This window comes from Stenotrophomonas sp. YJH_SMC_80, assembly GCF_059372495.1.
In genome coordinates, this window is sequence record NZ_JCAFVP010000001.1 from 103,758 (window position 1) to 122,888 (window position 19,131).

General features: G+C 67.6%; 15 protein-coding genes and 1 pseudogene. 8 read left to right on the forward strand and 8 right to left on the reverse strand.

Annotated features, from left to right (window positions below):
- Nucleotides 1–5 precede the first annotated feature (5 nt).
- The 3 genes and pseudogenes from AC5P99_RS00465 (at nt 6) to AC5P99_RS00475 (ending at nt 2,947) form a co-directional block, all read left to right on the forward strand.
- A complete protein-coding gene (locus AC5P99_RS00465; RefSeq protein ID WP_033835647.1) occupies nt 6–1,121 on the forward strand; it encodes a glycosyltransferase in 1,116 nt (371 codons plus the stop codon).
- Entirely contained in the window at nt 1,102–2,433 is a 1,332-nt protein-coding gene (locus AC5P99_RS00470) for an O-antigen ligase family protein (protein WP_088436243.1), read from the forward strand. Before AC5P99_RS00465 ends, AC5P99_RS00470 begins: the two co-directional genes overlap by 20 nt.
- A 149-nt stretch (nt 2,434–2,582) precedes the next feature.
- Nucleotides 2,583–2,947, forward strand: a pseudogene (locus AC5P99_RS00475) (transposase).
- Between the two features lie 42 nt (nt 2,948–2,989).
- Here AC5P99_RS00475 and AC5P99_RS00480 read toward each other — a convergent pair.
- Nucleotides 2,990–3,907 carry an LpxL/LpxP family Kdo(2)-lipid IV(A) lauroyl/palmitoleoyl acyltransferase gene (locus tag AC5P99_RS00480; protein WP_005410964.1) on the reverse strand — a complete coding sequence of 306 codons (918 nt, stop codon included), beginning with the start codon at nt 3,905–3,907 and terminating at the stop codon, nt 2,990–2,992.
- Nucleotides 3,908–3,967: 60 nt separating this feature from the next.
- Between AC5P99_RS00480 and waaA the strand changes: the two genes are divergently transcribed.
- Both waaA and AC5P99_RS00490 read left to right on the forward strand, forming a co-directional pair.
- Complete coding sequence (gene waaA, locus AC5P99_RS00485; RefSeq protein WP_049403581.1) at nt 3,968–5,266, forward strand: lipid IV(A) 3-deoxy-D-manno-octulosonic acid transferase; 1,299 nt, start codon at nt 3,968–3,970, stop codon at nt 5,264–5,266.
- A 216-nt stretch (nt 5,267–5,482) separates the two neighbouring features.
- Nucleotides 5,483–6,700 carry an amino acid transporter gene (locus AC5P99_RS00490; protein WP_169448933.1) on the forward strand — a complete coding sequence of 406 codons (1,218 nt, stop codon included), beginning with the start codon at nt 5,483–5,485 and terminating at the stop codon, nt 6,698–6,700.
- A gap of 87 nt (nt 6,701–6,787) precedes the next feature.
- Here the strand turns inward: AC5P99_RS00490 and AC5P99_RS00495 are convergent, their stop codons facing one another.
- The 3 genes from AC5P99_RS00495 to AC5P99_RS00505 all read right to left on the reverse strand — a co-directional run bounded on the left by AC5P99_RS00495 (nt 6,788) and on the right by AC5P99_RS00505 (nt 9,627).
- Nucleotides 6,788–8,146 carry a TolC family outer membrane protein gene (locus AC5P99_RS00495; protein ID WP_033835642.1) on the reverse strand — a complete coding sequence of 453 codons (1,359 nt, stop codon included), beginning with the start codon at nt 8,144–8,146 and terminating at the stop codon, nt 6,788–6,790.
- A 16-nt stretch (nt 8,147–8,162) separates the two neighbouring features.
- Entirely contained in the window at nt 8,163–8,810 is a 648-nt protein-coding gene (locus tag AC5P99_RS00500; protein ID WP_005410960.1) for a protein-L-isoaspartate O-methyltransferase family protein, read from the reverse strand.
- Nucleotides 8,811–8,946: 136 nt separating this feature from the next.
- The gene (locus tag AC5P99_RS00505) at nt 8,947–9,627 is read right to left on the reverse strand and encodes a TetR/AcrR family transcriptional regulator (protein WP_005410959.1); all 681 of its coding nucleotides are present in this window, start codon (nt 9,625–9,627) and stop codon (nt 8,947–8,949) included.
- A gap of 117 nt (nt 9,628–9,744) precedes the next feature.
- On the opposite strand from AC5P99_RS00505, the gene AC5P99_RS00510 reads away from it, so the two are divergent.
- Nucleotides 9,745–10,875, forward strand: a complete 1,131-nt coding sequence (locus AC5P99_RS00510) for an efflux RND transporter periplasmic adaptor subunit (RefSeq protein ID WP_005410958.1) — start codon at nt 9,745–9,747, stop codon at nt 10,873–10,875.
- A 4-nt stretch (nt 10,876–10,879) separates the two neighbouring features.
- Nucleotides 10,880–14,041: an efflux RND transporter permease subunit gene (locus AC5P99_RS00515; RefSeq protein WP_005410957.1), complete on the forward strand. Its 3,162-nt coding sequence runs from the start codon at nt 10,880–10,882 to the stop codon at nt 14,039–14,041.
- A 94-nt stretch (nt 14,042–14,135) separates the two neighbouring features.
- Here the strand turns inward: AC5P99_RS00515 and AC5P99_RS00520 are convergent, their stop codons facing one another.
- Complete coding sequence (locus tag AC5P99_RS00520) at nt 14,136–15,041, reverse strand: LysR family transcriptional regulator (protein WP_495212795.1); 906 nt, start codon at nt 15,039–15,041, stop codon at nt 14,136–14,138.
- A gap of 117 nt (nt 15,042–15,158) precedes the next feature.
- Between AC5P99_RS00520 and AC5P99_RS00525 the strand changes: the two genes are divergently transcribed.
- A complete protein-coding gene (locus AC5P99_RS00525) occupies nt 15,159–15,932 on the forward strand; it encodes an SDR family oxidoreductase (RefSeq protein ID WP_495212796.1) in 774 nt (257 codons plus the stop codon).
- Nucleotides 15,933–16,033: 101 nt separating this feature from the next.
- Here the strand turns inward: AC5P99_RS00525 and leuB are convergent, their stop codons facing one another.
- From leuB to leuC, 3 genes are read right to left on the reverse strand one after another with little or no spacing between them, the layout of a single operon-like run.
- Complete coding sequence (gene leuB, locus AC5P99_RS00530) at nt 16,034–17,095, reverse strand: 3-isopropylmalate dehydrogenase (protein WP_005410954.1); 1,062 nt, start codon at nt 17,093–17,095, stop codon at nt 16,034–16,036.
- Nucleotides 17,085–17,663 (reverse strand): 3-isopropylmalate dehydratase small subunit, encoded by a 579-nt coding sequence (leuD, locus tag AC5P99_RS00535; RefSeq protein ID WP_088436239.1) that lies wholly within the window; start codon nt 17,661–17,663, stop codon nt 17,085–17,087. The genes leuB and leuD overlap by 11 nt, the downstream gene beginning before the upstream one ends.
- Complete coding sequence (gene leuC, locus AC5P99_RS00540) at nt 17,663–19,081, reverse strand: 3-isopropylmalate dehydratase large subunit (protein ID WP_005414408.1); 1,419 nt, start codon at nt 19,079–19,081, stop codon at nt 17,663–17,665. The genes leuD and leuC overlap by 1 nt, the downstream gene beginning before the upstream one ends.
- Nucleotides 19,082–19,131 lie beyond the last annotated feature (50 nt).

The window sequence follows — 19,131 nt, forward strand, 5'->3', positions numbered from 1 at the left end:
CTTCGATGCGCCGATTGACCGTGGTGCAGTTGCTGCCGGCGCTGCACTCCGGCGGCGTCGAGCGCTCGACCCTGGAAATCGCTGCGGCCCTGGTCGCCGCCGGCCATCGCGCGCTGGTGGTTTCCGCCGGTGGCCGCCTGGTGCAGCCGCTGCTCGACAGCGGTGCCGAGCACCTCACCCTGGACATCGGCCGCAAGTCGCTGCTGACCCTGCGCCACTTGCCGACCCTGCGCCGCTTGTTTGCCGAGGTTGGTGCGGACATCGTGCATGCCCGCTCGCGGCTGCCGGCCTGGCTGGGCCTGTACGCAATCCGTGCCCTGCCTGCCGCGCAACGCCCGCACTGGGTGACCACCGTGCATGGGCTGAATTCGCCCAGCCGCTACAGCGCGGTGATGACCAGCGGCGAACGCGTGATCTGCGTGTCCAACACCGTGCGCGATTACGTGCAGCGGCACTACCCGACCGTGCCCGAACAGGCATTGCAGGTGATTCCGCGTGGCGTCGATGTGGCCCAGTTCCCGCGCGTGGCGCGTGCCGATCGCCGTCCGCGGATGGCGCTTGCGGCAGAGTACCCATGGCTGGCGCAGGTTGAAGGCCCCTTGCTGCTGTTGCCGGGGCGTGGCACCCGCCTGAAGGGTCACGCACACGCATTGCAGCTGCTGGCGGATGTGCGCGCCGCCGGCGTGCCGGCACAGTTGTGGATGCTGGGCACCGATGAACCCGGCCGTGAAGCCTACGTGGCCGACCTGCGCCGGCAGGCGGCCGCGCTCGGCGTGGCCGAGGCCGTGCACATCAGCACGCCGACCGCACGCATCGCCCAGGCCTACGCGGCCAGCGACCTGGTACTGCAGCTGTCGGACAAGCCCGAAGCGTTCGGCCGCACCGTGGTCGAGGCGTTGTCGGTGGGCCGGCCGGTGCTGGGTTGGGACCATGGTGGCGTTGGTGAGCTGCTTCGGCAGCTGCAACCCGCAGGTGCCGTGCCGCTCGGCGATGCGCGGGCATTGGGTGAACGTGCGCTGGCCCTGCTGGCCCAGCCCCCGTCCTTGCCGACCCGCATCCCGTTTACCCTGCAGGCCATGCAGCGCGATACCCTCCGCCTCTATGCCGACCTCGCCGGCTGACCCCACCGTCATCGTGCGCGACGACCGCGCCGGGCGCTGGGCGCCCTGGTGGGTGCTGGCGTACGTGGCGATGTGGCCGTTGCCAGGCATCGCCGAAACCGTGTTGGGCCTGGGCGCGCTGTACGCGGCGGTGCGCATGGTGACGCGCCGCCTGCAGCGCCGCCCGCATCTGTTGAGCACGGCGGCCTGGGCACTGACTTCGATCCTGTTCCTTGGTTACTGGCTGCCGCAGGCATTCTCCGCATTCGATGCGATCGATCCGGCGGCCTCGTGGACCAAGGCTGCTGCGGGCCTGCGCTATCTGCCCTTCATGTGGCTGGTGGCGATCGCGGTGGCCACGCCGGAGCGGCGGCGGCTGACCTTCGCGGGGCTGGCACTGATCACCGGCGCATGGACGCTGGATGCACTGGTGCAGGCGGTGGCCGGCACCAGCCCCTGGTTCTGGTCGCTGGAACACCTGAAGCTGGCGGTCAGTGGCCACGCACTGTGCCCGGCCGACGAGGCCGCACTGGCAGATCGCCTCAGTGGCGCACTGGGACCGTGCAACCTGAAGTTCGGCCAGGTGCTGGCCAGCCTGTCGCCGTTCCTGCTGCTGCCCGCCGCGCGGCGCTTTGGCAATACGGGCTGGCTGCTGGCTGCGGCAGCGCTGGGCAGCGTGCTGCTGTTGGCCGGTTCGCGCGCCTCGTGGATCACCTTCGCGCTGGTGCTGGCCTACAGCGGCGTGCGCCAGTTCGGCTGGAAACGGCTGGCCGCGCTGGCGCTGGTGGCGGTACTCGGCGCCGGCGCTCTGACCGCCAGCGTGCCGCAGCTGCGCGAGCGCTTCGCGCGTACGGCCATGGCCCTGGAGGGGGGGGGGCGTGGTGTCGACGAGGCCCTGTCAGGGCGCGCGCGGATCTGGGAAGCCGCCGCCTGCATGATTGAAGAGCACCCCATCAATGGCGTGGGTGCACGTGGTTTCCGCGATGCCTATCCCGCTTGCGTGGCGGAGGAAGGGCCGGCCGTGTGGGGCAATGCCCCGGCGCTTCATGCCCATCAGATCGTGCTGGAAATCCTCGCAGAGACTGGAGTGATTGGTCTGTTGCTGTGGCTGGCGGCGGTGGCCCAGGCCTGGCGCGCATGGCGCTACGCGCCGGCAATGGCCCGCGAACGCGCGCGTCCGGCGATGCTGGCGCTGGCGGTGACCGTGTTCCCGCTGAACACCCATCTGGCGTTCTATTCGGCCTTCTGGGGTGGCCTGACCGTATTGCTGGCCGCGCTGTTCGCCGGCAGCCTGCTGGCGCGCGACGCGGACGACACGCCGACGGCGGTGTGATCGTCCATCCAGCCTGGCGTGGCTCTACTGCGCGTACCGAACGGAGATTGCTGTGGTGGATCCACGCCATGCGTGGATGGAGCTTTCCCGACGCAAACACAGGTAACCCACCACTACCGGTGTTTCCATGCGTATCGCACGCTTGAGGCATGGCCAGCCCAGGACTCCGCTACGGTCGATATTCCCGATCCGGCAACGTGTACTCATTGACCACGGCAACCCTTGGCCGTGAACCGTTGTTCGCGGATGCGGCGAACATGGCGATCCTGATCGACACCCTGCGCTTCGTCGAGCGTAGGGGCTTCAGCCACAGTCTCGCCTGGGTGGTGATGCCCGACCATCTGCACTGGCTGATGGAACTGCGCAGTGGCAGCGCGGCTATCACGACCATGCAGTGCGGACCGACGAATCACTTCACGAGAAGGCAATGTACATCCTGGCCAATCCGGTCCGTGCGGGCTTGGCGTGCGTGGTGGGGGAGTACCCGTACGCCTGGTGCCGCTGGCCGTTGTGAATCCCGGCACGGAATCGAAAAGCATCCACGCATGGCGTGGATCTACTTGTAGAAATCGCTCCGCCCGCCTGGCTGGCGCTTGAAGCGGCGGTGGATCCACAGGTACTGGTCGGGCGCCTCGCGCACCATCTCTTCGATGGCCTGGTTGACCCGCGTGGTATCGGCTTCCACGTCGTCGCTGGGGAAATTCTCCAGTGGCGCGCCGATCTTCAGGAAGTACTTCCCGCCTTCGCGGCGATGGAAATACGGGATCACCGCACAGCCGGTCATCCGCGCCAGCTGGTGGGTGGCGGTGATGGTCGAAGCGGTGTGGCCGAAGAACGGCACGAACACGGTGTCCTTGCCGCGCATGTCCTGGTCGGGCGCGTACCAGAGGAAGCCGCCCTTCTTCAGGTGGCGCACGGTGGCGCGGATGTCCTCATTGGCGAACATTGCCTTGGCGTAGCGCAGGCGGCCGAACTTCACCGCCCACTCGTACACCGGGTTCTTGTGCTTGCGGTACATGCCTGAAAGATCAACGTAGTCGCACAGCAGGCGCCCGCACATTTCCAGGGTCATGAAATGGCCGGACACCAGCAGCACGCCACGACCTTCCGCCTGCATCTGCCGCAGATGTTCCAGTCCTTCGATCTGCACCTGCGGGCGGATGCTGTCGATGCTGCCCCACCAGGCGCGGATGCACTCGAACACGCCCACCCCCAGGGCATCGAAGCTGTCGCGCACCAGGCGCTGGCGCCAGGCCTCGTCCTTCTCGGGGAAGCACAGCTGCAGGTTGACCTCGGCGGCGCGGCGACGGCTGCCCAGCAGGCGCCAGGTGATCCAGCCGACGCCCCGGCCCAGCGCACGCTGCAGCATCCACGGCAGGCGGGCGATGGCGAAGGCGCCCAGCATGGCGGCGAACATCGGCCAGTTGCGGGGATCGCGCAGCGACGGGCGGACGGCGGTGGTGGCATCGGACATTGGCCCATTCTACCAAGGCGGCCGCGTGTCTTTCCCGGGGGGCTCCCGTATCCTTGCCGCATGCGTAAAGACCCTGTCGAATGGATCCTGCGCGGCCTGTACTCGGTCGTGCTCTACATCCTGCTGCCGATCACCGTGTACCACCTGGTCTGGCGCGGCTTCCGGGTCCGTGAATACTTCCGGCGCTGGGATGAGCGCTATGCCTCCTATCCCCAGCCCACCGGCCAACCGCGGGTCTGGCTGCACGCGGTCTCGGTGGGCGAAGTCAATGCCGCTGCGCCGCTGGTGAACGCGCTGCGCAAGGAGCGCCCGGACATCCGCTGGGTCATCACCACCATCACCCCGACCGGCTCCGAGCGCGTGCGTGCGCTGTGGGGCGACGCCCTGGACCACGTCTACCTGCCGTATGACGTGCCCGGCAGCGTCAACCGCTTCCTCGGCCACTTCCAGCCCAGCCTGGCGCTGATCCTGGAAACCGAACTGTGGCCGAACATGCTGTTCGGCTGCCGTGACCGTGGCATTCCGGTCTACATCCTCAACGCGCGCCTCTCGGCACGTTCGCTGCGGGGCTACCGGCTGCTGGCGTCATTGATCCGCCGCGCACTGCGCACGGTCACCTGCGTGGCCGCGCAGTCGCAGGACGATGCCGAGCGTTTCGTGCAGCTGGGTGCCGCGCCGGAGCAGGTGCAGGCGCTGGGCAACCTGAAGTTCGACATCACTACGCCGGACGTGCAGGGCTTCGTCGAGCAGTTCCATGCCCGCGTGCCGGCCCGGCGGCCGGTGTGGATCGCCGCCAGTACCCATGATGGTGAAGAACAGGCGGTGATCGATCTGCATCGGCGCCTGCGCCGGCAGCACCCCGACCTGTTGCTGCTGTGGGCGCCCCGGCATCCCGAGCGCTTCCCGAAGGTGGAGGCGCTGGCGCGGGAGCAGGGCTGGAACGTGGCAACCCGGCGCGCGAAGCAGTGGCCGGAGGTTGGAACCGATGTGTTCGTCATCGATACCCTGGGCGAGCTGATGCCGTTCTATGCCTGCGCGCAGGTGGCGTTTGTCGGTGGAAGCCTGCAGCCGATCGGTGGCCACAACCTGCTGGAGCCGGCGGCGATGGGCACCGCTGCGGTGACGGGCCCGCACCTGCACAACTTCTCGGAGATTTCCCGTCGGATGCGCGAGGCGGGCGCGCTGTTGATCGGCGAAGACGTGCAGGCGGTCGGCGAACTGCTGCAGCACCTGCTCGAAGATCCACAGGCACGCGAGGACATGGCGCGGGCAGGCTGCACGCTGATCAGCAACGGACGCGGTGCCCTGCAGCGTACGCTGGCGCTGGTCGGACCACACCTGCCGCCGCCTTGCCGCTGAGTCCGAAGGGCCGGCGCAAGCGACGTGACTGTCGTGAAAGACCGCGTCAATTCTGCTTAGCGACCTGGAATCTGTCGTAGCGGGACCGTGAGCTTCCTTGCCAACGTGCCTGCCGTCACATCGTGATGCGCATGGCGCGTATTCCGATACCGCCTCCCGGCACAGGCTGTCAGTCTGCTGTCGACCGCGCTTGGGCGGATATCAAGGGAACTTGCGATGGACAGCGACAGCAGCCCCGGCATCGATGAGCCCGGGTACGGCGATCGCCTTGTGGTGGTGGCACTGACCTTGCTGCTGGGAGGCGGCGTGGTCGCGCTGGTCGGCCAGCACACCGCAGCCCAGGCAGGCCCGGCCATCGTCCTGAGCCTGCTGCTGGCCGCGCTGGGCACAGGGCCGCTGCTGTACTGCCTGCACGTTCTGAACCAGCAAAGGCCCGCTGCCGATGGCCTGCATGGCGTGGTGCGGGACTGCTGGGGAGGCGTGCCGGCCGTTCTGCTCGGTGGCGCGCTGCTGCTGGAACTGGTGGTGACTGCCGCTGGCGTTGCGCAGTCCGTCGCCAACCATCTGCATGTACTGCTGGCTGGGTGTGGAATCGAGGCCAGCAACGGGATGCCGGGTCAACTGATGGCTGCTGCCAGCCTGCTGTTGCTTGCAGTGGTCGGATTGCTGCGGCCACACCGTGTGGTGCTGGTTGCCTGCGTGCTGCTGACGGTGAAGGTCGGCGCCGGCCTGCTGTTGCTGGTGCTGGCAGCCCGCCATGTGCACTACGCGTACTGGATTCCATGGCTGCCGCCGGCAACGGCACCCTATCGCTTCGGGATCGGCGGTGTACTGGCGGCGAGCGTGCCGCTGTACGGTGTGTTCGCCAACGTTGGCCTGGCGCTGGGATTTCCTGGCATCGGCAGGCAGGCGAGGGCACGGCCGCCGCTGCTGCCGGCGTGCGTGCTGCTGGCCATGGTGCTGCTGATCGTACTGGCCGCGTTGCAGGCGGGCCTGGTCGAATTTCCGGCTCTGGCCAGCACGCGGCCTTTGTCGGTCGCCCTGCAGCATCACCCGCAGTTGTACTGGGTGATGCCCTTGCTGCCGCTGGCGGGAGTGGCAGGGTTGGTGGCGCTCATCCTGGTGCTGCTGATGTTGGCTGCGCGGGTGGCGATGCAGCTGTGGCCGACGGCAGGTGACCGATCCCTGGAGTTCCGGGAGAGACTGGTGCCGGTTGCCGTCGTCCTGTCGGCGGCATTGCTGGCGTTGTGGGCGCCCATGGGCAGCCTGCCGGTACTGCCTGGTCCGGCAACCCTGTTGGTGATGGGGGCCGTGTGCGTGGCCGTGCTGCGCGGACGGGCACCGCGGTCACGCGCCCTGCCGGTGCTGGCTCCCGTCGCCATCGCACTGTGTCTGCTGGCCGCAGTCGAACGGATGCGGGTCTGGCCCGGCTGACGGTCGGTGGGTGCATGCTTCCGTCCGCGCGACCAACAAAAAAGCCACCCTCGCGGGTGGCTTCTTCGTGACCGGCAGGCTGACGACTCAGTGCGTGGTGGTTGCCGGGTTGCCCGCGTCCTGGGTCAGCAGGCGGTTGACGTCCTGCAGCTCGGCCACGTCCAGCGCACCCAGCGACTGGCTCAGCAGCAGGCGGTTCTGCAGGAAGGTATAACGGGCCTGGGCGTAGTCCAGCTGCGCCGAGAACAGGATGCGCTGGTTCTGGATCACGTCCAGCACGGTACGGGTACCGACTTCCAAGCCGACCTGCGAGGCGTCATAGGCGCTCTGTGCCGAGACCACCGCCAGGCGGCGGGCTTCCACTTCGCTGATGCCCTGCACCAGGGTCTGGTAGGCATTGCGGGTGTTGCGGTCCAGGGCACGCTTCTGCTGCTCGTAGCCGTCCTGGGCAATGTCACGCTGGGCCAGCGCCTGGCGCACGCCGGACTGGGTAGCGCCGCCGGCGAAGATCGGCACGTTCAGGGTCAGGCCGATGCTGTTGGTGCGGGCGTCGGGGGACAGCGAGCCGGAGCCGGTGCTGTCGCCCCAGGTCGCGGTCTTGCCCCAGCTGCCGCCCAGCGACAGGGTCGGGTAGTGGCCACCACGCGCGGCCTGCACGCCGGCTTCGGCGGCGCTCACCTTCAGTTCCTGCGCCTTCAGCGCCGGATTCTGGGTGGTGGCCTGGTGCACCAGCTCATCGATGTTGCCACGGTTGGCCGGCACTTCCGGACGGAAGTCGGCCGGCAGGCCGCGCAGGTTGGTCACCGGCTGGCCGGTCAGTTCGGTCAGGGCCTGGTAGTTATCGGCCAGGGTGTTCTGCGCAACGATGGTGTTGGCGCGCGCCTGGTCGTACTGGGCGCGTGCTTCGTGCACGTCGGTGATCGGCGCCAGGCCCACTTCCAGGCGCTTGTCGGCGAAGTCGAACTGCTTCTTCGCAGCCGCTTCATTGGTCTGTGCGGCGTTCAGCGATTCGATCGCCACCAGCACGTTGAAGTAGGCCGCCGAGGTGCGCACGATCAGGCTGTCGTTGGCAGATTCGAGGGTGAAGTCCGCCGCCTTGCTCAGCTCACGCTGCGAACGCAGGTTGTTGATCTGGGTCCAGTTGAACAGCGTCTGGCTGCCATCGATCGTGTAATTGCGGCGCTTGTTGGTGAACGAGCCGGAGTTGATGTCGGCGTTCGGCTCGCTGCGCGTGCGGTTCAGCGTGGCCTGGCCGTTGATCTGCGGCAGCAGGGCGGCGCGCGCCTGCACGGCGCCTTCCTTGTCGACCAGCCGGGTCGATTCGGCGGCGGACAGCTGCGGATCGCCGTTGCGTGCCATTTCGTAGACCTGCAGCAGGTCGGCGGCATGGGCAGACAACGGCAGCAGGGCAGTGGCCAGCGCAACAGCGAGGGATCGGCGGATCATTGCGGCTTCCTTGGACTCAGAGGTGGAACTGGGGTGCCGGGGCGGCACCACGCAGGTAATCGATATCGGTCTCGAACAGGGACTCGGTGCTGCCGTCGGCCTTGACCAGCAGGGCCTCCATCGCCGGCGAGCGGCCGTGGATCACGAACAGGCGACCACCCGGACGCAGCCACGAGGCGAACTGTGACGGCACCACGTCGACCGCACCAGTGACACAGATCACGTCAAAGCGGCGTTCGGTCTGCCAGGACAGGGCGTCAGCCACTTCCACGCGGACGTTGGTGCCCAGGCCGGAGGCGTCCAGGCGGGCACGCGCGGCGGTCGCCAGCTCCGGGTCGATCTCCAGGCTCAGCACGTCGCGCGCGAGCGCGCCGATGCAGGCGGACAGGAAGCCGCTGCCGGTGCCGATTTCCAGCACTTCGTCACCCGGCTGCAGATCCAGTGCCTGCAGGGTACGGCCCTCGATGACCGGCTTCATCATCTTCTGGCCGTGGCCGATCGGCAGTTCGACATCGGCGTAGGCCAGCGCCCGGTGTGCATCGGCGACAAAAGCCTCGCGCGGCAGGCGGGCCAGGACGTCGAGCACCTTGATGTCCAGCACGTCCCAGGGACGGATCTGCTGTTCCACCATCAGTTCGCGGGCGTGGGCGTAATCAATCGTCATGAGGTTCAAATCCAGCGCAGTGGGCCGGCCATTTTACCGGTGCCGGAGGCCGGCGGCGCGCCCAGAGCATCAGCTGCCGGGTGGCCGGGGTCGCAGTGCCGGAAGTCATTGCGACCTCCGGTTCGTTCAGTTTTGGTTATTCAGCCGTCCCGGCCCCTCGCGGCGCATAGGCGCGCAGGAAGAAGTCGATGCTGGCGGTCACGTGGGCAAGAGGGTCGCACTCCACCGGTGACAGTGGCATGCCGCACATCATATGCATGTGCACTTCGCCCTTGACCAGGGTCAGGAACTGCTCGCCAGCCAGCGAATAGTCGGTGATTTCCAGCTCGCCGCGCTCGGCGCGTGCCCGCAGGAAGTCAGCCAGGGCCTCGCAGGTACGTTCCGGTCCTGCCTTCCAGAACAGCTCGCGCAGGCGTTCGTCGGTCTCCGGCGCCATCATCATGCGCTGGATCGAGATCGCCGCATCGGAAGTGATCAGTTCGAAGAAGGCCAGGCCGATGCCGATCAGCTGGTCGCGCAGCGGGCCGTCCGCGTCGGCCACGAACAGGGCATCGGGCAGCATTTCAATGCACTTTGACTGCACGGCCTCGGAGAACAGGGTCTCCTTGTCGCCGAAGTGGCTGTACACGGTCAGCTTCGAGACGCCGGCCTGGGCGGCAATGGCGTCCATGCTCACGCCGGTATACCCCTGTTCGATGAACAGTACCTTGGCTGCTTCAAGGATCGCCGCGCGCTTGCCCAGATCCTTGGGGCGCCCGGGTCCGGCGGCCTTGGCAGCGGGCTTGGCCGACGGCTTGCGGGAAGTGGAAGAACTCATCGCAACAATACTAGACCAAGCGGTTCGATATTTATACTATACCGGCCGGTTTATTAAATTGGGCCGGCAGTCGCGGCTCCCCCTTGTTGCAACCCTGCGTTTTCAGGACGTTGACCGATGAAGATCGTGCGCTGGATGGGCGGTATGGTGTGGGTGGCTGCGCTGGCAGCCTGTTCGGGACAGGAACAGGCGCCGCAGGCGGCCGTGCCGGTACTGGTGGTTCACCCCGGCGAACAGGCCGGACAGGCGCCGGCGGCATTCCCGGGCACGGTGCGTGCCCGTCAGGAAAGCCCGCTGTCGTTCCGCGTCGGAGGCAACCTGGTCAAGCGCCACGTCGATGCTGGCCAGCGGGTGAAGAAGGGGGACGTGCTGGCCGAACTGGACGTGGCTGACTTCGCGCTGCAGGCCCGTGCCTCGCAGGCGCAGCTGGCTGCGGCCGAGGCCGACCTGGTGCGTGCCCGTGATGACCTGAAGCGCTACCAGGTGCTGGCCGACCAGCAACTGGTCAGCCGCTCGCAGCTGGACCAGCAGTCCGCGGCGTTCAAGGCCGCGCAGGGCCAGGCCAATGCGGCCCGCGCCAACCTCGATGTGCTGCGCAACCAGGCTGACTACGCGCAGCTGCGCGCGCCGGCCGATGGCGTGATCGCCAGCCGCGAGGCCGAAGCCGGGCAGGTGGTGTCCGCCGGCCAGACTATCTTCAACCTGGCCGCCGATGGCGGCCGCGAAGTGCTGATCGACCTGCCCGAGGCGACCATCCGCGACTACGCGGTCGGCCAGCCGGTCGAGGTGGAACTGTGGAACCGCCCGGGCCAGCGCCTGCCCGGTACGATCCGCGAGATCGCCGCCGCCGCCGATCCGCAGGCACGCACCTATGCCACCCGCGTCAGCCTGGCCGCCGATGCGCTGGCCGATGTCGAACTGGGCCAGAGCGCACGCGTCTACAGCAGCGCCGGTCGCCACGGCACCCTGCAGCTGCCGCTGGGCGCGCTGCAGCGCGGTGCCAACGGTGCCGCCAGCGTGTGGGTGGTCGATCCGGCCAACAGCACGCTGAAGGCCGCCTCGGTCACCACCGGTGCGTTTGGCAGCGAGACCGTGCCGGTGCTGTCCGGCGTGAACGCGGGTGACTGGGTGGTTGCCGCCGGTGGCCACCTGCTGCGAGCGGGCCAGCCGGTGATCGCCGTGGACCGGCAGAACCGCCCGGTGCTGAAGCCGGCCGCGCCGGCCGCTGCCGCCAAGGCCAAGGAGTAAGCCGGTGCGCCGCTTCAATCTTTCCGAGTGGGCGCTGGCCAATCGCCCGCTGGTGCTGTTTGCGATGCTCGCCTTCGCCTTGATCGGCGCGTGGTCGTACAAGCATCTGGGCCAGTCCGAGGATCCACCATTCACCTTCAAGGCGATGGTGGTGCGCACGCTGTGGCCGGGCGCCACCGCCGAACAGGTCTCGCGGCAGGTGACCGAGCCGATCGAGAAGGCGCTGATGAACACCGGCGAGTACGAGTTCATCCGCTCCTATTCGCGCCCCGGCGAATCGCAGGTCATCTTCATGGCCCGCGACAGCCTGCGTTCCAGGCAGATCCCGGACCTGTGGTACCAGGTGCGCAAGCGCGTGGGCGACATCCGTGCGACGCTGCCGCGCGAGATCGTCGGTCCGTTCTTCAACGATGAGTTCGGCGACACCTACGGCAACATCTATGCGTTGACCGGCAAGGGCTTCGACTACGCGGTGATGCGCGACTACGCCGACCGCATCCAGCTGGAACTGCAGCGCGTGCCCGATGTCGGCAAGATCGACCTGGTCGGCCTGCAGGACGAGAAGGTCTGGATCGAGCTGTCCAACACCCGCCTGGCCACGCTGGGTGTGTCGATGCAGCAGGTACAGCAGGCGCTGGCCGACCAGAATGCGGTCACCGGCACCAGCTTCTTCGAGACCGCCACCGACCGCGTGCAGCTGCGCGTGACCGGCCAGTTCAACGACATCGAAGCGATCCGCCAGTTCCCGATCCGCGCCGGTGACCGCACCGTGCACCTGGGCGACATCGCCGAGGTCAAGCGTGGCTTCGCCGATCCGGCGTCGCCGAAGATGCGCTTCATGGGTGAAGAGGCCATCGGCCTGGCAGTGGCGATGAAGGATGGCGGTGACATCCTCAAGCTCGGCGCCAATCTCGATGCCGAGTTCGAGCGCCTGCAGAAGACCCTGCCGGCGGGCATGCAGCTGCGCAAGGTGTCCGACCAGCCGCAGTCGGTGGAAGAGTCGGTCGGCGAGTTCGTGCAGGTGCTGACCGAAGCGGTGGTGATCGTGCTGCTGGTCAGTTTCTTCTCGCTGGGCCTGCGCACCGGCCTGGTGGTGGGCGTGACCATTCCACTGGTGCTGGCGATGACCTTCTTCGTCATGCACTACTTCGACATCGGCCTGCACAAGATTTCGCTGGGTGCACTGGTGCTGGCGCTGGGCCTGCTGGTGGACGATGCGATCATCGCGGTGGAGATGATGGCCACCAAGATGGAGCAGGGTTACGACCGCCTGCGCGCGGCCAGTTTCGCCTGGGAGTCGACCGCGTTCCCGATGCTGACCGGCACGCTGATCACGGCGGCCGGCTTCCTGCCCATCGCTACGGCGGCCTCGAGCACCGGTGAGTACACGCGTTCGCTGTTCCAGGTGGTGACCATCGCGCTGGTGGTGTCGTGGATCGCGGCGGTGCTGTTCATCCCGTACCTGGGCGACAAGATGCTGCCGGACCTGTTCAATCCGCAGCCGCCGAAGCCGGGCAGCGTGTCCGCGCGCTGGCATGCCAAGCGCCAGCAGTGGGCCGACCGCTATCCGGCGCTGGCCAACCTGATCGCGCCGCCGCAGCACGGGCACGACCACGATCCGTACCAGCGCCCGTTCTACCGCAGCTTCCGTCGCTTCCTCGATGGCTGCCTGCGCCACCGCTGGTGGGTGATTGCCGCGACCATTGCCCTGTTCGTGTTCTCGCTGATGATGTTCCGCTTCGTGCCGCAGCAGTTCTTCCCGGATTCGACCCGGCCGGAACTGATGGTGGACATCGAGCTGGCCGAGGGCGCATCGCTGCGCTCGACCCAGGCCCAGGCCGAGAAGCTGGAGAAGCTGCTGTCCAGCCGCGAGGGCATCGCCAACTACGTGTCCTACGTGGGCACCGGTTCGCCGCGCTTCTACCTGCCGCTGGACCAGCAGCTGCCGGCCACCAACTTCGCCCAGTTCGTGGTACTGGCCAAGGACATCAAGGCGCGCGAAAGCACCCGTGACTGGCTGCTGCACGAGGTGATTCCGAAGTTCCCGGACGTGCAGATGCGCGTGACCCGCCTGGAGAACGGCCCGCCGGTCGGCTATCCGGTGCAGATGCGCATTTCCGGCGAGCACATCGAGAAGGTGCAGGCGATCGCGCGCCAGGTCGAAGCCAAGGTGCGTGAGAACCCGCACGTGATGAACGTCAACCTGGACTGGAGCGAGCCGAGCAAGGTGGTGCGGCTGGTGATCGACCAGGAGCGTGCGCGGGCGCTGGGCGTGAGCAGTGCCCAGGTCAGCCAGTTCTTGTCCAGTTCGCTGGCCGGGCAGTCGGTGAGCGTGTACCGCGAGGGCAACCGCCAGATCGAGATGCTGCTGCGTGGCCCGGCCGATGAGCGCAACCAGCTGGAGCTGCTGTCCAGCCTGTCGATGCCGACCGCCAACGGCGGCAGCATCACGCTGTCGCAGGTGGCGACGATGGAGTACGGCTTCGAGGACGGCATCATCTGGCACCGCAACCGCCTGCCGACGGTGACCGTGCGTGCCGACATCAGCGATGGCATGCAGCCGCTGGACGTGGTGCATCAGATCCTGCCGACGCTGGATGGCATCCGTGCCGAGCTGCCGAACGGTTACCTGCTGGAAACCGGCGGTACCGTGGAGGATTCGGCACGTGGCCAGAACTCGATCAAGGCCGGCATGCCGCTGTTCCTGGTGGTGGTGGCCACGCTGCTGATGCTGCAGCTGCGCAGCTTCTCGCGTGCGGCGATGGTGCTGGTGACCGCGCCGCTGGGCATCATCGGCGCGACGTTGTTCCTGCTGCTGTTCCGCGCGCCGTTCGGCTTCGTGGCACTGCTGGGCACGATCGCGCTGGCCGGCATGATCATGCGCAACTCGGTGATCCTGATCGACCAGATCCAGCAGGACATCGATGCCGGGCATGACCGCTGGCATTCGATCATCGACGCGACGGTGCGCCGCTTCCGCCCGATCGTACTGACCGCGCTGGCGGCCGTGCTGGCGATGATTCCGCTGTCGCGCAGCGCGTTCTATGGCTCGATGGCGATCTCGATCATGGGCGGCCTGATCGTCGGCACGGTGCTGACCCTGGTGTTCCTGCCGGCGTTGTACGCGGCGTGGTTCCGGGTCAAGCCGGACGAATCCGGGGCGTGATGCCCCGGATTCTGCGGCCGGGGTCCGATCCCTTTCCCGCTGGGAATGGGCTCTGACCCCATCCACGTTGTGCACATCCACGCATGGCGTGGATCTACTGCAGCTGCAGGCCGCTCCGTAGCGCCGGCAGCAGCCATTCGATGAACACCTGCACGCGTTGCGCGCGGTGCTGCCGGTGCGGCTGCAGCAGGGTCACCGGTAACGGCTGCGCCACGTACTGCGGCATCACCTCCACCAATGCGCCTGACTGCAGTTCGGCCTGCACGTCGTAGCGCGGAATCTGCAGCAGCCCCAGCCCCGCCACGCAGCACGCGATCGACGCCTCGGCACTGTTCACCCGCACCCAGCCGGGCATCGGCAATGTGCGTAGCTGCGTACCCTCCTGCCACTCCCACGGTTCCACCCGCGCCGTGGTCGGCGACGCGTAGTTCACCGCCCGGTGCTGCTGCAGGTCGGCAGGTTGCTGCGGCACACCGTACTCGCGCAGGTAGGCCGGCGCGGCAACGTTGACGAAGTCGAGCTGGCCCAGCGTGCGCGCGACCAGGCTGGAATCGCCCAGCTGGCCGACCCGCAGCACCGCATCGCAGCCGTCTTCGATCAGGTTCACCGCGCGGTCGGTCATGCCCAGGTCGACTTCCACCTGCGGATGGCGCGCGAAGAAGTCGGGCAGCGCCGGGGCGATGATGCGGCGGCCGATGCGACTTGGCACGTCGATCTTCAGCAGACCCACCGGCTGCGCATCGTCCTGCCGGAACAGCGATTCGGCGTCTTCAACCTCGGCGATCAGGCGCAGGCAGCGGGCATGGAACACGTCGCCGTCGTGGGTGGTGGACACCCGTCGGGTCGAGCGCTGCAGCAGGCGGGTGCCGAGCCGCTGCTCCAGCTCCGCAATGGCTGCCGAGACGGTGGAGCGGGGCAGGCCGAGCTGGTCGGCGGCGCGGGTGAAGCTGGCGCACTCCACCACCCGGGTGAAGATGCGGAAGCGATCGATCCGGTCCATTGTTCGCTGGCTCTGGAAGGTTAAGTCAATGCGGCGGGCTTTATCCGCATTTTCTGCACGATATCGTCGTCAGGGCAGGGCTGCCACCCCGGGCAGCCCCCTCCCGAGACCGACGCCATGACCGACCATTCCCTCAAGGGCAAGACCGTGCTGATCGCCGGTGGCGCCAAGAACCTGGGCGGACTGATCGCCCGCGACTTCGCCAGCCAGGGCGCCAAAGCCATCGTCATCCACTACAACAGCGCCGCCACCCAGGCCGATGCAGAGGCGACCGTCGCCGCCGTGCAGGCCGCTGGCAGCAAGGCGGTTGCCCTGCAGGGCGACCTGACGTCGGCGGCAGCGATGGAGCGCTTGTTCGCCGATGCCGTGGCCGCAGTCGGCCGTCCCGACATCGCCATCAATACGGTCGGCAAGGTGCTGAAGAAGCCGCTGCTGGAGATCGGCGAAGCCGAGTACGACGAGATGAGTGCGGTCAACGCCAAGGCCGCGTTCTTCTTCCTCAAGGAGGCTGGACGCCACGTCAACGACGGTGGCCGCATCTGCACTCTGGTCACCTCACTGCTGGGTGCGTTCACGCCGTTCTATTCCAGCTATGCCGGCACCAAGGCGCCGGTCGAGCATTTCACCCGCGCCGCATCGAAGGAGTTCGGTGAGCGCGGCATCTCGGTGACTGCGATCGGGCCGGGCCCGATGGACACGCCGTTCTTCTACCCGGCCGAGAGTGCCGATGCGCAGGCGTACCACAAGACCGCGGCCGCGCTCTCGGCGTTCACCCGCACCGGCCTGACCGACATCGCCGACGTCGTGCCGTGGATCCGCTTCCTGGTCACCGACGGCTGGTGGATGACCGGGCAGACCATCCTGGTCAATGGTGGGTACACCACCAAATAATGCAGCCACGCATGGCGTGGCTCTACAGTAGAGCCACCCCATGGGTGGCGGCCCGCAATGTGCGAAGGGAGAGGCGCCACGCGTGGCGTGGCGCTATCGGATCAATTGAGTTTGGCCAGCACCGCGTCGGTGGCGGCTGCCGTGCTCACCGCCTGGCCCTTGGCGGCCAGATCGGCGGTGAACACGCCATCGTCCAGCACGGCGTGCACGGCGGCTTCCACCGCAGCGGCTTCCGTTTCCAACCCCAGCGAATGGCGCAGCAGCATCGCGGCGCTGAAGATCGTCGCGTACGGATTGGCGATGCCCTTGCCAGCGATGTCCGGGGCCGAACCATGGATCGGTTCGTAGATGCCGACCGCGCCCGGCTCACCCAGCGAGGCCGACGGCAGCAGGCCCAGCGAGCCGGCCAGCATCGAGGCTTCGTCGGTGAGGATGTCGCCGAACATGTTCTCGGTGACGATCACGTCGTACTCGCGCGGCTTGGCCAGCAGGTGCATGGCCATGGAATCGACCAGCTGGTGCTCCAGCGCAACGTCCGGGAATTCCTCGCGGCCGATGCGCGCGGCCACGTCACGCCACAGGCGCGAGGTCTCCAGCACGTTGGCCTTGTCCACCGAGGTGACCTTGCCGCGGCGCTGCCGGGCCAGGCGGAAGGCACTGCGCAGCACGCGTTCGATCTCGGCCACGGTGTAGCGGCACAGGTCGCTGGCGCTGTCGGCGTCGCGGGTCTTGTCGCCGAAGTAGATGCCGCCGGTCAGCTCGCGTACCACCACGAAGTCCACGCCCTGCAGCAGCTCGGCCTTGATCGGCGAGGCGTGCAGTGCGGCTTCGTGGGTACGCACCGGGCGCAGGTTGGCATACAGGCCCAGCGCCTTGCGGATCGCCAGCAGGCCCTGTTCCGGGCGCACCTTGGCGTTGGGATCGGACCACTTCGGGCCGCCGACCGCACCCAGCAGCACCGCGTTGGCGGCCTGGCAGGCAGTCAACGTCGAGGCCGGCAGCGGCTCGCCGTGGCGGTCGATGGCGATGCCACCGATGTCGTGCTCGCTGAAGGTGAAGGTGTGGTTGAAGCGCGTGGCGACAGACTTCAGGACGGCGACTGCCGCGGCGGCCACTTCCGGGCCGATGCCATCACCGGGCAGGACAACAATTTCAGCGTGCATGCTCACTCTCGTAGCGTTCGATTTCAGAGACACGGCCCAACAGATACCCCAACTGGTCGACGCCTTCCAGCAGGCAGGTCTGCGAGAAGCCATCCAGCGGGAAGGAATAGACGCGCCCATCGGGCGTGCGCAGCTCACGTGCGGCCACGTCGATGGTCAGCTCGTCGTCCGGGCGCTGCATCAGCGCCTGCACGTCGGCTTCGTCCAGCACGATCGGCAGCAGGCCGTTCTTCAGCGAGTTGCCGCGGAAGATGTCGGCGATCTCGCTGCTGACGATGGCACGCAGGCCCAGATCGGTCAGCGCCCATGGTGCATGCTCGCGCGACGAGCCGCAGCCGAAGTTGCGGCCCGCCAGCAGGACGCTGCGGCCGGCGTTGTGCGGCTGGTTGAAGGCGAAGTCGGCCACCGGCGAACCGTCGGCCTGCCAGCGCCAGTCATTGAACGCGTTGCGGCCCAGGCCGGCGCGTTCGGTGGTGGACAGGAACCGCGCCGGAATGATCTGGTCGGTGTCGATGTTGGTCTGGCGCAGCACCACGCTGGCCGAGGTCAGGGTATGGAAACCGGCCATCACGCCACCTCCTGTGCGAACAGTTCGCGGGTATCGGCGACGTGCCCGTTCACCGCGGCCCACGCCGCGCTCATCGGTGAGGCCAGCAGCGTGCGCGAACCGGGTCCTTGGCGGCCTTCGAAGTTGCGGTTGCTGGTGCTCACGGCCAGCTGCCCGGGCGCGACCAGATCGCCGTTCATGGCGATGCACATCGAGCAGCCCGGCTCGCGCCACTCGGCACCGGCCGCGCGCACGATCTCGTGGATGCCTTCGGCCTCGGCTTCGCGCTTGACGATCTCCGAGCCCGGCACCACCAGCATGCGCACCCGGTCAGCGACGCGACGGCCGCGCAGCACCTGCGCCACTTCGCGCATGTCGCTCAGGCGGCCATTGGTGCACGAACCGACGAACACCACGTCCACCGGCGTGCCCGCCAGCGCCTTGCCAGCCTGGAAATGCATGTAGTCCAGGCCCTTCTGTGCGGCGGCATCGTTGGCGGCGGGAATCGGTGCATCCACCGCGATGGCGGTGCCCGGATGCGTGCCCCACGTCAGGGTCGGGCGGATGTCGGCGGCGTCGATGTGCACTTCGCTGTCAAAGCGCGCGCCGTCATCGCTGCGCAGCTGCTGCCAGCGCGCCACGGCAGCGTCGAAATCGGCGCCCTTCGGCCCGCGCGGGGTAGCAGCGACGAAGTCGAAGGTGACCTGATCCGGCGCCACCATGCCGGCACGCGCACCCGCCTCGATCGACATGTTGCACAGGGTCATGCGCTGTTCCATGTCCATCGCTTCGATGGTGCTGCCACGGAACTCGATGACGTGGCCGGTGCCGCCGTTGACGCCGATCACGCCGATGATGTGCAGGACCACGTCCTTGGCGCCGACGCCGGGCGCCAGCGGGCCATCGACGGTGATCGCGAAGGTCTTCGCCTTGCGCTGCAGCAGGCACTGCGTGGCCAGCACGTGGCCGACTTCACTGGTGCCGATGCCGAAGGCCAGTGAACCGAACGCACCGTGGGTGGAGGTGTGGCTGTCGCCGCAGACGATGGTCATGCCGGGCTGGGTGAAGCCTTGTTCCGGCGCGATCACGTGGACGATGCCGCGATTGTCCGAGGCCATGTCGAACAGTTCGATGCCGTGCTCGGCGCAGTTGCGTGCCAGGGTGGCGACCTGCGCTTCGGAGGCCGCGCTGGCGTAGGGCAGCGTGCCGTCGGCGGCAGGCGGCAGGGTTGGCGTGGAGTGGTCCATCGTCGCCTTGGTGCGGTCCGGGCGGCGCGGTGACAGGCCGCGCTCGCGCAGTTCGGTGAACGCCTGCGGCGAGGTCACCTCGTGGATCAGGTGCAGGTCGATGTACAGCACGGCGGGGGCGCTGTCGGTTTCGGGAACCACCACGTGGGCGTCCCACAGTTTGTCGTACAGGGTGCGGGGTGCGGAAGTCATGCGTATGCCTGGCAGAAGTACGAAATAGCGAACATCAGTAAAGAAAACGG

Coding starts and splice junctions, on each gene's coding strand:
- AC5P99_RS00500 (WP_005410960.1), bottom strand. CDS start 8,810: ATGACGATTGATTACGCCCACGCCCGCGAACTGATGGTGGAACAGCAG.
- AC5P99_RS00510 (WP_005410958.1), top strand. CDS start 9,745: ATGAAGATCGTGCGCTGGATGGGCGGTATGGTGTGGGTGGCTGCGCTG.
- AC5P99_RS00505 (WP_005410959.1), bottom strand. CDS start 9,627: ATGAGTTCTTCCACTTCCCGCAAGCCGTCGGCCAAGCCCGCTGCCAAG.
- leuB (WP_005410954.1), bottom strand. CDS start 17,095: ATGCACGCTGAAATTGTTGTCCTGCCCGGTGATGGCATCGGCCCGGAA.
- waaA (WP_049403581.1), top strand. CDS start 3,968: ATGCGTAAAGACCCTGTCGAATGGATCCTGCGCGGCCTGTACTCGGTC.
- AC5P99_RS00525 (WP_495212796.1), top strand. CDS start 15,159: ATGACCGACCATTCCCTCAAGGGCAAGACCGTGCTGATCGCCGGTGGC.
- leuC (WP_005414408.1), bottom strand. CDS start 19,081: ATGACTTCCGCACCCCGCACCCTGTACGACAAACTGTGGGACGCCCAC.
- AC5P99_RS00480 (WP_005410964.1), bottom strand. CDS start 3,907: ATGTCCGATGCCACCACCGCCGTCCGCCCGTCGCTGCGCGATCCCCGC.
- AC5P99_RS00490 (WP_169448933.1), top strand. CDS start 5,483: ATGGACAGCGACAGCAGCCCCGGCATCGATGAGCCCGGGTACGGCGAT.
- leuD (WP_088436239.1), bottom strand. CDS start 17,663: ATGGCCGGTTTCCATACCCTGACCTCGGCCAGCGTGGTGCTGCGCCAG.
- AC5P99_RS00465 (WP_033835647.1), top strand. CDS start 6: ATGCGCCGATTGACCGTGGTGCAGTTGCTGCCGGCGCTGCACTCCGGC.
- AC5P99_RS00520 (WP_495212795.1), bottom strand. CDS start 15,041: ATGGACCGGATCGATCGCTTCCGCATCTTCACCCGGGTGGTGGAGTGC.
- AC5P99_RS00495 (WP_033835642.1), bottom strand. CDS start 8,146: ATGATCCGCCGATCCCTCGCTGTTGCGCTGGCCACTGCCCTGCTGCCG.
- AC5P99_RS00470 (WP_088436243.1), top strand. CDS start 1,102: ATGCCGACCTCGCCGGCTGACCCCACCGTCATCGTGCGCGACGACCGC.